The sequence below is a fragment of the Paenarthrobacter sp. 4246 genome (genome assembly GCF_040546855.1).
Classification (GTDB): Bacteria; Actinomycetota; Actinomycetes; order Actinomycetales; family Micrococcaceae; genus Arthrobacter.
In genome coordinates, this window is the sequence record NZ_JBEPOP010000008.1 from 15,225 (window position 1) to 29,715 (window position 14,491).

The following is a 14,491-nucleotide window of genomic DNA, read 5'->3' on the forward strand; positions in this document are numbered from 1 at the left end:
TATCCGCGGGGTCCGGAGCGGCGCTAACTGGGGACTGGTCGCCGTCCGACGCTCGTGCTACCACTGACCCTAGGAACAAAACCCAAAGGAGAAATCGTGGCCGAAGACCTTCCTGTCCTTGTTATTGGTGCCACGGGATTCCTTGGTGGCCAAGTGGTGGATGAGCTTCTGAAGCTCGGCAAGAAAGTCCGGGCCCTGGTGAGGCCCAAGTCCAACGCCGCCAAGGTCGAGGCCAAAGGAGTTGAGATCGTGCGGGGGGACATGTTGGACGCAGCTTCCTTGATCGGCGCGATGACGGGCGTTTCGGCGGTTGTCTCGACGGCGGCCGGCTATACGCGCAACGACAAGAACGCCCAGGCGATCGATACCTTTGGCAACAGCAACCTGGCCGTCGCCGCCAAGTATTCCGGCGTGCCCCGCTTTGTGCTGATCAGCATTGTCACCAGCGACCAAACACCACAGATCCCGCATTTTTGGAACAAGAAGCTGGCTGAGGACAAGTTCCGTGAGCTCGGCGTTCCCTTTGTGGCCCTCCGCCCGGGTGCTTTCTTTGACCAGGCAGTGGGGATGGGCGGCGACCCCTTCGCCAAGGGCCGCTTTGTATGGCTCGGCTCCAAAGACGCCAGGCTCACTTTTGTCCTGGCCAGCGACGTCGCACGGTACCTCGCGGAGGCCGTTGACGCGGACATTGTTGAGGGGGAGCACATTGATGTTGGCTGGAGCCGCCCCGTCAGCATTCAGGACGCCGCCGACATTGCCGGGCAGCGGGCCGGCAGGCAGATCAAGGTGATGTCCATTCCCGCCGGCGCGATCGCCGGGCTCGGCAAGGCGACCTCGAAAGTCCTTCCGCTGGTAGGCGATATGGCCAGCATGGTGGCGTGGTTCGAGACCGGCAAATACGTTGCGGACACCACCCGCCAGGAGCAGGTGTTCGGGCCCGCGCCGACTCCCGAGGACGCCATTGCCCGGGTGGCCGCACGCTACGGCCACTGAAGCAGGGCCCGCCCGGGGCATGCACATGGCTGGTGGGAGCCGTGGTTCATAAGTATGCTGACTGTATAGATTCGGCCGACGATCCCTGACCACGCGCCGAACGGACACGAGGAGCACGCTATGAGAATTGGTTCTTCCATTGCCCTGATTGCCATTGGCGCTATTTTGGCCTTCGCGCTCGCCCCTGGACTCATTCCCTTCCTGGACCAAGTCCTGGTGGGCTACATTCTGATGGTGGTCGGCGTCATCGGCCTCATCATCTCCATCGCCATGTCCAACAGGACCCGCCGGACGGTCGTCGAGCGCCGCACTGCCCCTGAAACAGTGGTCGAGCGGCGCGCCGCCCCTGACACAGTTGTCGAGCGTCGCCCGGAGGTTTAGCAGCCGCTGTACTGGCAGGACACGAAGAAGCGCACGACGACGGACTGCCGCCGTCGTGCGCTTCTTGCGTGGCCGTCCGGTCGGCAGCCGGCCGTCGGTCCGGCCGCTCACCGCTCACACAAGTGAGAGAGTGAAGGAAAGGACGAAGCCCGCTGCCGTGCTCAGTGCCACTGCTGGGCCGCCATGCTCGTAGGCCTCGGGCATGAGGGTGTCCGCCAGCGACGCGATCACCGCGCCCGCGGCGAACGCCAACGGCAGGGAGATGGTGGCGGGTTCGGCGGAGGAGAGTGGCCCGGCGCCGAGGACCACGGCTGCCACCAGCAGCACAGCGCACACACTCCAGAGCAGCATGACCGATCCGGCTTTTCGGCCCTGGCTGCGCATGGACGAGGCGCCAACCAAGGCTTCGGGGAGGTTGGACACAAAGATGGCCGCCAGCAGTGCCAGGCCGCCGGATCCTTCTTCCAGGGAGATGCCCAGTGCCACGTTTTCCGGCACTCCGTCCAAGGTTACGGCGGCCAGCAATGCCATGCCGGCAGCTCCGCGTGTTGAGGCGGAGGTGGCTGCCCTGTCCGACGCGGCGGCGTCGGTGTCCAGCTTCGTGCTGCCCTGTACTTCGTCCGCAGGTTTGGATTTCGATGTGCGGCCGGGTTGGGCCAGGCGATCCAGGAAGGCGCTGAGTGCGGTAAACACTATGGCCCCGGCGAGGAGTCCCACTGCCGCACGCACAATTCCGCCTTGTTGGTAGGCGTCCTCGAACAGCTCGAACGCCAGGGCGGTAATGAGGGAGCCCGCCGCGAAGGACAGCAGGATGGCAAGGAGCCGCTTCGGCAGCTCGAAACGCACGCCGATCAGTGCGCCTATCACCAAGGCGCTGGAGGCAATCAATCCGAACCACAGTGATGCCATCACAACGCCATTATATAAGTAAGTAACCTGATCTTTTCCAGGGTGGGAAAGCAGCGTTCGACGGCGGCAGCCCGCCGTCGAACGCTGCTTGCCTTGGGCGGGCGGTCAGGCCGTCCCGCTGCCCTGCCGCGCACCCAGCGAATCCTCGCTCCAGGCCGGCGACTGGAAGTGGGCGCCGCCGAACATAGGGAAGGACAGCAAACCTTCCTGGTCCCGAAGCTGGGCCCAGGGGCGGTTGATGCCGTGGGTTCCATAGCGGCGGAGCTGCGTGACGCGGTCCAGGTCCAGCACGGCGAACAGAGTCTCTTCGCCGCCTTGGGCGTGCTGCATGATGGTGCCCTCGGGGTCCACGATGACGCTCTCGCCCACACCCGACGGTGATGCTCCGTTGACGTTCACCACGAACACCTGGTTGGCAAAGGCGTTGGCCTGGGACATGACGATTTCCATGGCCCGGTCCCGGGTAGTGGTGAGGGTGGGCTGGATGATGACCTCCGCACCCAACCAGGCCAACTGCCGCGCAACTTCGGGGAAGCTGCCGTCGAAACAGATCGCGAGGCCGATGCGTCCGCAGCCCGGGATGTCGAACGTGACGAAGGAATCGCCGGGCGTGGTGGTCTCGAAGGGGCGCCAAGGGAAGAGCTTCCGGTAGCGTGCCACGATTTCGCCCTGCGGGGACACTGCGATGGCGGTGTTATAGGTGTTTCCGTTCTCCGTTTCCAGCAGTGAGCCGGGTATGAGCCACACGTTAAGCCTGCGGGCCAATGCTGAAATGCGGTCCGTGAGTGGGCTGGGGATGGGCGCGGCGGAACGGGTCTCGCCCTCTGGATCCGGGAGCAGGAACTCGCCTGGAGCGGAAAGCAGCAATTCTGGAACCACGATGACGTCCACATCAGGGCCGAGCTTCTTGGCTGACGCGGCCTGGGCTTCGAACCGGGTCCATGTGGCCTCGAGGTCGTGGGGGACGGGGTTGGTCTGGATTGCTGCAATGGACAGGATGCGCATTTATGCCTCGGTTTCGTTGCTGTGGGTTTCGTTGCTGAGAATGGATGGAAGTTGGTTGCGGGTAGTGACGTTTCCGCGCGGGATGGATTTGCCGGAAAAGAAGAGGCCCGGTCTGGTCCTCAGGATCGCGGTAACCATCAAGCCCAAGGACAGGGCGCCGATCCCGATCCAGAACACCGAGCCGATGCCAAGCCAGGACAGTCCCGCGTACTCAGGGGACAGCATGTCCACGGCGCTGTACGCGAACGCTCCGATCATCAAGAGTGCGCCGAGACCGGGGAGGATGCCCTTCAGGATGAGCGCCGATACAGAAGCGCGCATCTGCGGGGCGAAGTACACCACGGAGGCCAGGGCTGTGGCCGCATAGTACGCAGCGATCATCAGGCCCACCGAGAGGATGGCCAAGCCGATGAAATCGGCGCTGATTGCTGTCAATCCCAAAGTAATGGTCATGGTGATGGCCGCCCACCAAGCGATGGAGGTGGTGGGAGTGCCCCGCTTGGGGTGCATCTTCGTGGTCGCCTTGGGGAGCGCTCCATAGCTGCCCATGCTGAGCCACGTCCGGGGCGTGCTGACGGCTACTGTCAACAACGCCGCCAACGCGGACAGGCCCACTGCAAGGACGATGACCTGGCCAAACACGTCGCCTGTCGCCTGCGGGCCGAGGACCGAGAGGACGTCGGAGACGGTTTCGGGATCAGTGATGCTGGCCGTTCCTGCAAATCCGACGGCGGCGGTGGCTGTCACGACGTAGGAGAACAGCAGGATGACGGTAGTGATGACAACCGCCTTTCCGGGCGTTCCCTTGCGGTCGGTGGTCTCTTCGTTCACGGCTATCAAGGCATCCCAGCCCCAGTAAATGAACAGGCACAGGATGACGCCGGACACGAGCCCGGACATGTCGCCCGAGGCAAAGGGGTTGAACCACTCCAGGCTTGGCTTGTCTGCGCCCCCTTCTGCCGTTCCGGGGGAGGTTCCCGTGGCCATGGCGGTGAAGGCCGCGACGCAGAATCCGCCGAGTGCCACCAACTGGAGGCCAATCAGCGCGTACTGGACCCAGGCGGAGAGTTCGATTCCCCTTGCGGCGATCCATGCACTCAGGATGATCAGCCCGCACGCGATGGCCGCTACGGCCAGGGGTTCTGCGGCGATCGCTGCCAACCCGAAGAAGGTGAGCAGGTAGGTGGTGGCGACTTGGGCCACGGCGGCACCCGCAATAAAGGTGGCCATCTGCGGTACCCAGCCTCCGAGGAACCATCCGGCAGCAGGCCCGAAGACGCGGGTGATCCAGACGAAAACGCCACCGCAGTCGGGCATTTCCCGGTTGAGGTCCCGGAAGGCGAGTGCGGTGAAAAGGATCGGCACAAATCCCAGCAGGAAGGCGGCCGGGGTGCTCTGTCCTACGGCAAGAACCACGAAGCCCAGCGTCACAGCCAAGCTGTAGGCAGGGGCGACGGCGGCCAGGCCAAGGGCCACTGTGGGGCCGATGCCGATGGACCCGGCTTTGAGGCCTTTGGAGGACTGGTTCGTGGGGATTGGTTCTTGGGTGGCTATGGGCGGGGTTGGGGGAAGTGACACGGAGACTCCTCGTTGAATCAGTAATTTGAATCACATTCAAATTTGAATGCCATTCAATACCCGTCTAGAGTCAATGTCAACAGGTATCTTCACAAGCTCACGGGGGAGCAGTAGTGGCCAAGGTAGACAAGAAGGAAATCCGCCGTCAGGAAATCGTGGCCGCTGCCCAGGCCGTAGCTGCGCGCGACGGCGCTGAAGGGGCTACCCTGCGCGCCATCGCAGCCGAAGCCGGCATGGCCGCGAACGCTGTGCTTTACTACTTCGGCAGCCATGCCGAGATCATCGCTGCTGCCGTGCGGGCTTCCTCTGGCAGATTTCTTGAGAAACTCGCCGAATCTGTTGACCCTGACATGAGCCAGACAGCGCGGCTCGCCGCCATCATGTGTGCGGGCACTACTGCCGGGCTGGACGACGACGTCTCCCGGATCCTCTACGAATACTGGCCACACATGCTTCGCGACCCCGAGCAGCGGCGCATTCAGGACGAGCTCACCAGCGCCCAGGAACGCATCTACCGCGACATCATCGACGCCGGAACCCGCTCCGGCGAGTTCTCTCCCCTTCTGGACCCGGCCAAGATCGCCCGGACCCTGGTTGCCCAGGAAGACGGGCTGGTGATGGATGTCCTGGCAGGGAGTGCCGGCAGTGAGTACGTGTTGGACCTGATGGGGTGCCTCGCAGCCGCACTCCTGGGCCTGCCGGCTGAGGCGCTGCTGGAGCACATGGGCGCCCGGTCGGCACCGGCCACGTAACGGCGAACGGTGATTCCGGCGTTAGGCTGCTGCCATGGAGAAGTCATTCGAAATTGAATTGGTCAATCAGAACGAATACTTGGTGCGCTGGGCCTCGGAGGGCCAAACCGGGGAGTCGTTGGTCCACACCAACCCGGAGTTCCTTGCTGAGGCTGGTCTGGGAGGCTTCGACGAGCAGCTCATTGTTGAAGAAACCACGTCGTACTTGGCCGAGCACCAGCCTGTGATCGACTTCCCCCAAACAGTGGACCTCGAAGAGATCGCCGCCGCCTATGCTGATTTCGCTGAGCGGCTGAAGGCGCGGCTTGGCGCCAAGCAGGAAGGCTCCGGCCAGCCACAGGCGTAGGCCTGGATAAACGCCAGCGGGGGCCTATGACAGTCGGCCTGAAGCCTCTATCCTCATGACATGGGCGTTTGGGGAGCGTTTTCCTTTCCGGGCTCCCGCTTCAGTGGGCGGGACCGGGCCTTCCTGCGGGAAGACGCAGCATCATGGATGGGCTGGGCGGGTAGCCCATGAACCCAGAGGACAAATTTCCGCCCCCGGACAATTACGCTGCCTTCATCGAGAGGTTGGACGACGCAGCGGCCCGTCTGAAGACCCGGCTCCGATCCGTCATTCGGGCACTCGGTGCGGTCTCGTTGCTCGTGGAGAAGTACCAGGGTGCTTCCTTGAAATGGGAGCAACGCCGGACCAGGGTCGCCCTGGAACTTGACCGCTGGACAGGCGAACCGGAGACATACACCGCTCTGCGTGAACTCCACGCTACAGCTGTAAAAATGGTGGCACTTCACCACGCACAGACAGCGCGCATCACCGAAAAGCTGCACCTGCTGCAAGACCACCGCGACGCCATCCACCAGTCATTGGGTGAGCTGGAGGCCGGCAGGGCAAAACTGAAAGCGTCCCGTGCAGCGTCGCAAGACCGACACAACCTGAAGAGCGCCCTCTATGAGCTTGCCGGCGCAAGCGGCGCCGGCGCAACAACCCCGGATCCTGGATTGCTCAGCGATCTGAGGCAAGCCCGCCAAGCGGTCGTCCTGGCCGAAGCGCTCATGGAAGTGAAGGGACCCCGACCATGAAAGATACAGCGCAACCACCATCCCCCAAGGACACGGTCACAGTGGTTCAGTGGGAAATTAAATCGGGCGACGAGCCAGTCATCAAGTTTGTGATCTTCAGCGTGCTGGGGGTGCTGTTGGGGCTGCTTCTGATGATCTTCATGCCGGCGTTCAGAAGCATCGGAGCCCTCGCCCTGTTCACGCTGGTCTTCGCGGGTATCCTCACGATTCCCGTCATCGCGGCTCAGCGGAACTTCATGCGGGAAGTCGCCAAGAGGGTCAATGACACCATCGATGAGGTGACGGGCAGCTCCCGCTGCGGGCTTTCGGTGAAGCAACTCAACCGGCTCATCAGGAACGGCGGGTCGTGGCCGCTCACGGTCAGCGGGGTGCCGGGGCTGCGGCTGCAGGTTCAGCGGGTCCTGGCACGCGAAGAAGACGCTCCGGCGGCGTGGCGCGCAATGATCACGGCAGTCGCTCCCCGCAACGGACTGTCCAGCTTTGACCGCCTGCTCGAAGCCGCGCTGAGCGGCGGGCAGGGGACTTCTGCCCATTCCCGTCGCATCGAAGGCGACCCTAATGTGGGAGGTTCAAGGTAATCCAACAGGGGGTAGCGATGAAAAAGCTCAATACGGTCCTTGCAACAGCTGTGGCGGGAATTTCCCTCAGTGCAGGGGCGCTGGTGATGGCCGCGCCGGCGCATGCTGATTACAACACCTACCAAGTGGTCAGGGCCACCAACGCTGCGTGTTCAGCAGAACTCCGTGCAGCGGTTCAGGCTTATGGGGGGTCGGTAACTGCGGTTACTCCGTGCCACTGGAACAAATACCAGCGGATGTACATCGGCAGCTTCGGCTACAACTACTAAGCTGCACACTGCCGAGGGTTCAGCCGTCGGCAGGTTGAAGGCGGTCGCCGACACCGGCGGCCGCCTTTCCTTGGACAGGACGCTGGGAATCAGGCGTCGATATCGGCCGTGATGCGCTCGCCGTTGAAGTACTCCAGCTGCCAGCCGTCGGTGACGTGGTGGTGGGCCAGGTTAAGCACCGCGTTCTGGACGCTGTCCAGGGTGCGCCCGATCGCGCGGCTGAGGGTCAGTCGGATCAACGTGCCGTGCGCGACCACCAGGACGCGCTTGCCGGCGAATTCTTGAGCAAGCTCTTCCAACGCTGCGATTCCTCGATTGGCGGCGGCTTCGTCGCTTTCGCCGCCGCGGAAACCGCCCGGGATGCGCAGGGCCTCCAGCTCCGGGCCGGCCTGCAGCCCTTCGGCGGGTCCAAAGCTGCGCTCCGTGAGCTCAGGAACCAGCCGGGCAACCTTCAAACCAAGCCCTGCGGCGATGATCTCCGCAGTTTCGGCGGCGCGGCCCAACGGCGAGGACACCACGGCGTCCCATGGCTGGTCCGACAGGAAGGCGACGGCTTCGCGCGCCTGGCCGCGACCGACGTCGTTAAGCGGAATATCGGTGGACCCCTGCAACCGGCGCTCCGCGTTCCAGTCGGTCTGGCCATGGCGGACGAGGGCGAAAGTTGTGAGGGTCATGCCTTCCATTGTGCCTTGCGGGCACACTCGACCGCAGTTCGCTAGGTCACGTAGGGCGGCGCCCGACGGCGGCAGGTCGCCGTCGGGCGTCCAGCGTTGCCGCAGTTCGTCCAGCAGTTCCCTGACGGCTGCGGGCTGTTCGACGATGGCGAAGTGACCGCAGTCCGGCACTGTCATGGTCCTGACATGCAGCCCAGCGGAGGCCAGCTGATCAAGATCGGATGGGGGAGTGAACGCATCGCTGTCCCCGCGGATTGCCAGGATGGGACACCTGATGCCGTTCCACTGGGCAAAGTCGTACTGCGCCACGGCCCGCGTTGCTGCGCAGAAGGCACGTGGGCGGGCGTTGTGTCCCAACCCGCGGATGACGTCCGCCGGAATGGCCGCGGGGTCCGCGAAGAGGGGCGACAACAGCAGCCGCATCAGTGGTGTGTTTCCCACCCAGCGGATCAGGGTCGCGCCGAAATTTCCCAGCGCTGCCGTGGAGCGCATGAGGAGGAGCATTCCAACGAACCACGGCAGCGTCGCGAGCCCGCGCCACGGATGCCGGACAGAGTGGGCAACGCCGGAAGCCGTGGGCGAAATCGCCGCAACGCCGCGTGTTCGTTCAGGCCACGCCGAAGCAAGATGCAAGGCAATGACGCCACCCATGGAGTGGCCCACCAGGTTCCACGTGCGGTAACCGAGGCTGTCCAGAACCTCGACCACGGCACCCGCCATGGCCTCGACGGTAGCGGACTCCAGCCGCGCATTTACGGTGGAGTCACCCCAGCCGGGCAGGTCCAGGAGGATTTGGTCGCGTTCAGGGGAGCCGGGGAGCAGTGGTTGGAAGGTTGTCCACGATCCCGCGGCGCCGTGGAGGTAGACGTCGGCGATGTGGTCACGCCTCCTCGGGGCTTCCTGAACGCGAACAGCGCACGGACCCAGTTGGGTGGGAATCACCTCCCGCCTAAAAACTGCGCTGCCCGGTAGGGACGCTTCCTGTTGAACTTCCGTGGTCACCCGCTGCTCCTGGTCTTTGCCAGTGATTCGGAGCAGCGGGCGTTCTGGATCGGCGCGGTGGTTTCAGGCGAGTGATGGGTCCTGTTCGTAAACCGTGCGCCCGCCCACCACTGTCCGCAGGACCTTTGCGTCCAGGAGCGCACGCGGGGCTTCTGCAGTGAAAACGTCGGTGTCCAAGACCACGAAGTCCGCGTACAACCCAGCAGCCAGGCGGCCGATGTTGTGTTCCGCCCCGCACGTCCAGGCCGAATCACGGGTGGCGTGTTCGATCGATTCGGCCAGTGGCAGGGCGAAGTCCGGGACGTTGGTTCCGGCCGTGGCATCCAAGGCTGAGGCCCGCGTGGTGGCCACGTACATGTTGGGCAGCGGCGCGTGCGGGGAGGTGGGCGAGTCCGTGCCAAAAGCCAGCCGGGCGCCGGCAGCGGTGATCCAAGGCCACGGGAAGCCGCGTTCCACGCGGTCATCGCCCAGCTTGGCGCACCAGTTTTCGCTGATGGCGGGATCAGCATGGACCGGTTGCATGCTCGCGGTAATACCCAGTGCGGCGAGGCGATCGACGTCGGCCCTGTCCACCAACTCCAGATGCTCAATGCGGTGACGGCGTTCGCGTGGGCCGTTCTCCGCCACTGCGTGTTCCACGGCGCCGATGGCGATCCGCACGGATTCATCGCCGATCGCGTGCATGGCAACTTTCAAACCGGCAGCGTCTGCCGCGGCAACCACAGGCGCGAGTTCTGCAAGGCTCCAGATCGGTTCCGCATTCGAACCATCGGCGTAGGGCATCCCGAGGGTGGCAGTGCAGCCATCGATGGTGCCGTCGATGATCACCTTGATGCCCACCACGCTCAGGAAAGGAGATTCATGCTCGACGGCGAGCGCGGCCGCCCGCTGGACCTGGGCGATGTTCTCCTCGGCCGATCCCGCGTTGTTCACCCTCCAGTAGGCGATGAGCCGGCTGCTCAGGGTGCCGTCTTTGTCCGCACGCTTAAAGGCCTCAAGGTCGGTCTCGTTGAAGCCCATGTCGCAGGCGGTAGTCACGCCTGTTTCGCGGTAGGCCTGCTGGACTGCGGCGATGCTGGCCTCGTGTTCGTTTTCGCTGAGCTGGGCATCGAGATAGGGGAGCACGATGTCGTAGAAAGCGTTCTCGTCGATGTAGCCGGTGGCGTGCCCGCGGGAATCGCGCTTGATGGTGCCGCCGTGCGGGTTCTCGGTGTGGTGGTCAATGCCGAGTTCGGCCAGCGCCGCGGTGTTCACCCACACGGAGTGGAAGTCGTAGGCGAAGGCGTACACGGGCTTGTCTGGAACTACGGCATCCAGCATCGCCGCATCCGGCACGCCGCCCGGAATGGCGCCGTGCAGCCAGCCGGTGGCCAGGATCCGGTCAGCGTCCGGGCGCTCGGTGGCCCTTGCCTTGATGCGGTGCTGGATCTCCTCCACGGACTTGGCGCCCCACAGGCTGACCTGTCCCAGGGCCTCTCCAGTGCCGACCACGTGCGCGTGGCCGTCGACGAAACCTGGGACCACCAAGCGGCCCTCGAGGTCGACCCGCTCGGCATTCGGGCAAAGGCGCTCGGCGGTATCGACGTCGCCGACGTACAGGATGCGCTCGCCCTGGACGAGGAGGGCCTCGGCCCAGCGGCGGGTATCGGAGGTGAAGATGCGGGCGTTGGTGTAGAGCTGGGTGGTCACGCTGCGTTGTCCTTGCTTTCGGGTGCTGTTTCTTCCGCGGCGGCTGCTTCGGCCGCAATCCGGCTGTCCAGGGAGCGGCTCACGTCCATGAACAACTGGTTTTGGAGTTTGTGGAGGTGCTCGCTGTCCGGCTCCGGCCAGGTGGACATCTTCACGATCACGGTATCGGTGCCCGGATCGATCCAGAGGTATTGGCCGTAGATTCCGATGCCAGTGACGTTGCCGCGCTCGTTGCCCGTGCACCACCACTGACGGGTGTAGGAGCCGTGCGGGTGGATGGCGGTGAAAGAGGAGTCTGCCATGGCTTCACGGTCCCCGCCGTTGAGGATGCTCCCCACCCACTCCGGGGAAACCACCCTGCCAAGCGGGCCTTTGCCGTCGTCGAGCATTAACTGCCCCACCCGGGCGAGGTCCCGGGCGGTGCAGGAGACCCCGCCGTTCGCGAAGCCGAACCCGGCGGAATCCACGGTGATGGTGGCATCCTGGTCTGCGTCAAGCTTGGACCACAGATACGTGGACAGCGCCTCGGAGTAGCGCAGCCCTGTGACGCGCTCGATGACCCAGGCCAGGACGTCGGTGTTGGCCGAGCAGTACTGGAATTCGGACACTGTACCGTTGCCGGTGATTGTGGTCAGGAACGCGTAGGTGTCCTGGGGGTCCTCGGGGCGGCGGGTGCGCCACCCTGCGGAGCGGTCATGGGTCTGAACCTCGGAGGCTGGATCCACATAGTCCTCGCTGTAGTTGAGGTGGATGGCCATATCCAGCACGTGCTGGATGGTGGGACCGTCGTAGGCAGAGCCGGCAAGTTCGGGGACGTAGTCCACCACGCGGGCGGACGGGACGATCCCGCCGGCATCAATCAAGGCCCCCACCACCAGGCCGCACATGGACTTGGAAACGCTCATCACCAGGTGCAGGTCATCCGGCGCGAAACCGGGGCGGTAGTACTCTGCGATGACCTGGTTGCGGTGCAGGACCAGGAAGGCATCGGTATAGGTCTCGTCGAGCCGGCGCTTCAGGCCCGGGAGACCCAGGCCGTTCAAGCTGCCAGCAGCCGCAGCGGAGTTGTCTGGGAGGCGGCGGGAAACTGCCGCCGTCGGGACTATCTCGCCAAGGTGCGCGAACGTCCAACGGTTGTGCGGTCCTTCCTGCCAGGTGTCCAGCGTCGGCTGGCCGGTGGCGCCGGGATAGCGGGAAGGGTGGCGGCCGGTGGGGGCGGTCATGCGTGTGCTCCTTGGATGACGGATGGTGTGGTGCTGCGGCGCAGGGAGGGGTTCAAGGCGACGTACACGCCGGCGGTGACGATCATGGAAACGGGCACGGACAGATCCAGGAAGCCCATGGCTGCCGAGATTGCTCCGGTGAATACGGCGTTGGTGAGGAAGAGTGAAGCCACGGCAGCGCCGAGGACCACCGCGAGCAAGCCGGGGATATGCCAGCCGCGGCTGTACCAGAACGGACCACCCGGTTTTTCGTTGAAGAGGTCTTCGCCTTTGTAGCGATTGCGGCGAAGGATGACGTCCACGGCGAAGATGGTCATGGTGGGGCCGGAGATCAGGACCAGCAGTTGCAGCATCAGGTTGACGGCGTCGAGGAGGCTGGTGGACATCACGAGGTAGATGGTCAGTGCGGTGCCGATCGCTCCAACCACCACTGCGGACGGGATGCGCCGGATGGGGACGCCGATGGACTGAAACGCCATGCTGGCGGTGTACGTGGTCATGCCGTTGAGCGAGATCGTGTTGATGATCACCCCCACCACGAAGATTGGTCCCAACCAGGCAGGGAGCAGGGCCAGGAGTGCCGACTCGATGCCGAGGTCCATGGCTGATGGGCTGATGCCGGTGGCCAGCAACGCTCCCACGGCCGTGAAGAACATGCAGGGCAAGGCGCCGCCAAAGGCCGTGGCCGCAATGATGTGTGAGCGCTTTGTGGTCTCCGGGAGGTAGCGGGCCAAGTCCGGGCTGTTTGAGTAGGACAGGGGTGTGGAGGCCAGGATGGCGAATCCGATGGTGACGGCGGACCACAACGGCGCGCCTTCCAATGGCGCGGGGGCCGAGTATCCCCACTGCACGTGGGGCAGGACGAATGCCGTCACCAGCAGGAAGATGGCCAGCAGCACGGCGGCCACTACGGGGTAGCTGCGAAGGATCAGGCTGTGGCCGAAAACAGCCACCAGCACGGTAACCGCGGCAACGACGATGGTGACGATCACCGGGCCGGCTACGGGATCCGTGAAGCCAAGCTGTGCCAGGAGTTCAGCGCCCATGAAGGAGGACGCGAGCCAGTTAAGCGCCAGGAAGACGGCGGAAATGAACCAGCCGAAGAAAGCCACGACAACCCTGTTGCCGCGGATTCCGTAAATGGCGCGGGTGATGACGGAGCCGGATGTTCCTGCGGCCGGGCCGCTGGTGGCCACGATCCCGGTGAGGATCCATGGGAGACTGCCGGCAACAATGACCAGAAGGGCCTGCCACAGTTCCAGGCCGAGCAGGATCAGCGAGGCGCCCACGGTGAAATTCAGGACGCTGACGTTGGGGGCCGCCCACACGGGGAAGAGGTCGCGGGCGCGGCCGTGCCGTTCAGAGGCTTCGATGAGTTCGATGCCGCGGGTTTCGGGATGGGCAAGGGGTTCCGGGTAGCTGACCGGATCGGTGACATGGGGCTGGGACAACGCTGTTCCTCTCGGGCAAGGTCCGGCTCACGACGATGGGATACCGGGCCGTTGATGCTATTGGTCATGCGACCAACGTGCTATTGGTCACTAATCCAATAGACTGGACAGCATGGTGTCAAGCCCCACATCCCAACGCGTTCGAAAATTACCTGGCGAGCGCCGTGCCGAAATCCTCGCCGAGGCCGCGTCCATTGCCTTAGGCGAGGGGCTCGAACGGATAACCCTCCGCGCCGTCGCGGACCGACTGGGTGTGCGACCAGGCCTGATCAGCCACTACTACCCGGCCGCCGAGGATCTGGTGGTCGCGGCCTTTGTTCTAGCGGTATCGGAAGAGCGGGAAGAGTTGTTTCCCGACGACGGAGCGCCACTCGCGCGGATGGCCCACCTGATTTCGCGCATCGAGGGCGGCAGCGCCTCAGAACTCACCCGGCTGTGGCTCAATGCGAGGCACCTCTGCCGCTTCACGCCCGCGTTGGCGGATGCCATGCTGGCGCAGGAACACCTGGACCGGACCCGGCTCACAACCCTCATTGAGCAGGGCGTGACGTCCGGTGACTTCGCCGTGGGTGACCCCTTTGCGGCCTGCATCCGGATCTGGGTGGCGATCGACGGCGTCGGCGCCTACGTCAACAACCCCGGAACCTTCGACTATGAAGCGTTCACGCGGTTCGTCACCGACGTTGCCGAATGGTCCCTGGGAGTGCCCACAGGCATGTTGCGGGCGGCAGTGGATCGATTGCGCGAGGCCTGATTCCCGCCGTAACGCAGCACTCCGCATTGTTCTTCCCGCTCCTTAATCAGTATCCTGATGACTTATCTGGTGAAACCGGATGATGCTGTTCGGGCTCCTTGCCTGGGCCGCACGTGGCTGAAGCAGCTCGGCCGCGCGGCCATCGTGAAAGTT

Annotated in this window: 15 protein-coding genes and 1 pseudogene; 8 read left to right on the top strand and 8 right to left on the bottom strand. The window is 64.2% G+C overall.

What is annotated here, in order from left to right:
• Positions 1-96 precede the first annotated feature (96 nt).
• Positions 97-993, top strand: a complete 897-nt coding sequence (locus tag ABIE35_RS15470) for an SDR family oxidoreductase (protein WP_354516253.1) — start codon at positions 97-99, stop codon at positions 991-993.
• Between the two features lie 120 nt (positions 994-1,113).
• Complete coding sequence (locus ABIE35_RS15475; RefSeq protein ID WP_354516255.1) at positions 1,114-1,374, top strand: DUF6458 family protein; 261 nt, start codon at positions 1,114-1,116, stop codon at positions 1,372-1,374.
• Between the two features lie 114 nt (positions 1,375-1,488).
• Here the strand turns inward: ABIE35_RS15475 and ABIE35_RS15480 are convergent, their stop codons facing one another.
• The 3 genes from ABIE35_RS15480 to ABIE35_RS15490 all read right to left on the bottom strand — a co-directional run bounded on the left by ABIE35_RS15480 (position 1,489) and on the right by ABIE35_RS15490 (position 4,866).
• The gene (locus ABIE35_RS15480; RefSeq protein ID WP_354516256.1) at positions 1,489-2,286 is read right to left on the bottom strand and encodes a ZIP family metal transporter; all 798 of its coding nucleotides are present in this window, start codon (positions 2,284-2,286) and stop codon (positions 1,489-1,491) included.
• Between the two features lie 102 nt (positions 2,287-2,388).
• Entirely contained in the window at positions 2,389-3,288 is a 900-nt protein-coding gene (locus ABIE35_RS15485; protein WP_354516258.1) for a carbon-nitrogen hydrolase family protein, read from the bottom strand.
• Positions 3,289-4,866: an APC family permease gene (locus ABIE35_RS15490; protein WP_354516260.1), complete on the bottom strand. Its 1,578-nt coding sequence runs from the start codon at positions 4,864-4,866 to the stop codon at positions 3,289-3,291. It abuts the gene before it with no gap.
• Between the two features lie 113 nt (positions 4,867-4,979).
• On the opposite strand from ABIE35_RS15490, the gene ABIE35_RS15495 reads away from it, so the two are divergent.
• The 5 genes from ABIE35_RS15495 (at position 4,980) to ABIE35_RS15515 (ending at position 7,545) form a co-directional block, all read left to right on the top strand.
• The gene (locus ABIE35_RS15495; RefSeq protein WP_354516261.1) at positions 4,980-5,618 is read left to right on the top strand and encodes a TetR family transcriptional regulator; all 639 of its coding nucleotides are present in this window, start codon (positions 4,980-4,982) and stop codon (positions 5,616-5,618) included.
• Between the two features lie 34 nt (positions 5,619-5,652).
• Entirely contained in the window at positions 5,653-5,964 is a 312-nt protein-coding gene (locus tag ABIE35_RS15500) for a hypothetical protein (RefSeq protein ID WP_354516263.1), read from the top strand.
• A 167-nt stretch (positions 5,965-6,131) separates the two neighbouring features.
• Positions 6,132-6,698, top strand: coding sequence for a hypothetical protein (locus ABIE35_RS15505; protein ID WP_354516264.1), 567 nt, complete (start codon positions 6,132-6,134; stop codon positions 6,696-6,698).
• Complete coding sequence (locus ABIE35_RS15510) at positions 6,695-7,276, top strand: hypothetical protein (RefSeq protein ID WP_354516266.1); 582 nt, start codon at positions 6,695-6,697, stop codon at positions 7,274-7,276. Before ABIE35_RS15505 ends, ABIE35_RS15510 begins: the two co-directional genes overlap by 4 nt.
• A gap of 17 nt (positions 7,277-7,293) precedes the next feature.
• Positions 7,294-7,545, top strand: coding sequence for a hypothetical protein (locus tag ABIE35_RS15515; protein WP_354516268.1), 252 nt, complete (start codon positions 7,294-7,296; stop codon positions 7,543-7,545).
• 89 nt (positions 7,546-7,634) lie between these two features.
• On the opposite strand, the gene ABIE35_RS15520 is transcribed toward ABIE35_RS15515, so the two are convergent.
• From ABIE35_RS15520 to ABIE35_RS15540, 5 genes and pseudogenes are all read right to left on the bottom strand, one after another.
• Positions 7,635-8,228, bottom strand: coding sequence for a histidine phosphatase family protein (locus tag ABIE35_RS15520; RefSeq protein WP_354516569.1), 594 nt, complete (start codon positions 8,226-8,228; stop codon positions 7,635-7,637).
• Positions 8,229-8,396: 168 nt separating this feature from the next.
• Positions 8,397-9,221, bottom strand: a pseudogene (locus ABIE35_RS15525) (alpha/beta fold hydrolase); the annotation flags it as partial.
• 63 nt (positions 9,222-9,284) lie between these two features.
• Positions 9,285-10,910 (bottom strand): amidohydrolase, encoded by a 1,626-nt coding sequence (locus tag ABIE35_RS15530; protein ID WP_354516270.1) that lies wholly within the window; start codon positions 10,908-10,910, stop codon positions 9,285-9,287.
• A complete protein-coding gene (locus tag ABIE35_RS15535) occupies positions 10,907-12,133 on the bottom strand; it encodes a serine hydrolase domain-containing protein (protein WP_354516272.1) in 1,227 nt (408 codons plus the stop codon). Before ABIE35_RS15535 ends, ABIE35_RS15530 begins: the two co-directional genes overlap by 4 nt.
• Positions 12,130-13,584 (bottom strand): purine-cytosine permease family protein, encoded by a 1,455-nt coding sequence (locus ABIE35_RS15540; RefSeq protein ID WP_354516274.1) that lies wholly within the window; start codon positions 13,582-13,584, stop codon positions 12,130-12,132. The genes ABIE35_RS15535 and ABIE35_RS15540 overlap by 4 nt, the downstream gene beginning before the upstream one ends.
• A gap of 112 nt (positions 13,585-13,696) precedes the next feature.
• Here ABIE35_RS15540 and ABIE35_RS15545 point away from each other — a divergent pair, with 112 nt between their 5' ends.
• The gene (locus ABIE35_RS15545; RefSeq protein ID WP_354516275.1) at positions 13,697-14,338 is read left to right on the top strand and encodes a TetR/AcrR family transcriptional regulator; all 642 of its coding nucleotides are present in this window, start codon (positions 13,697-13,699) and stop codon (positions 14,336-14,338) included.
• Positions 14,339-14,491 lie beyond the last annotated feature (153 nt).

Bases quoted from the DNA above. Each gene is read 5' to 3' on its own strand.
- ABIE35_RS15475 (WP_354516255.1), top strand. From the start codon at position 1,114: ATGAGAATTGGTTCTTCCATTGCCCTGATTGCCATTGGCGCTATTTTG.
- ABIE35_RS15485 (WP_354516258.1), bottom strand. From the start codon at position 3,288: ATGCGCATCCTGTCCATTGCAGCAATCCAGACCAACCCCGTCCCCCAC.
- ABIE35_RS15500 (WP_354516263.1), top strand. From the start codon at position 5,653: ATGGAGAAGTCATTCGAAATTGAATTGGTCAATCAGAACGAATACTTG.
- ABIE35_RS15505 (WP_354516264.1), top strand. From the start codon at position 6,132: ATGAACCCAGAGGACAAATTTCCGCCCCCGGACAATTACGCTGCCTTC.
- ABIE35_RS15510 (WP_354516266.1), top strand. From the start codon at position 6,695: ATGAAAGATACAGCGCAACCACCATCCCCCAAGGACACGGTCACAGTG.
- ABIE35_RS15515 (WP_354516268.1), top strand. From the start codon at position 7,294: ATGAAAAAGCTCAATACGGTCCTTGCAACAGCTGTGGCGGGAATTTCC.
- ABIE35_RS15520 (WP_354516569.1), bottom strand. From the start codon at position 8,228: ATGGAAGGCATGACCCTCACAACTTTCGCCCTCGTCCGCCATGGCCAG.
- ABIE35_RS15535 (WP_354516272.1), bottom strand. From the start codon at position 12,133: ATGACCGCCCCCACCGGCCGCCACCCTTCCCGCTATCCCGGCGCCACC.
- ABIE35_RS15545 (WP_354516275.1), top strand. From the start codon at position 13,697: ATGGTGTCAAGCCCCACATCCCAACGCGTTCGAAAATTACCTGGCGAG.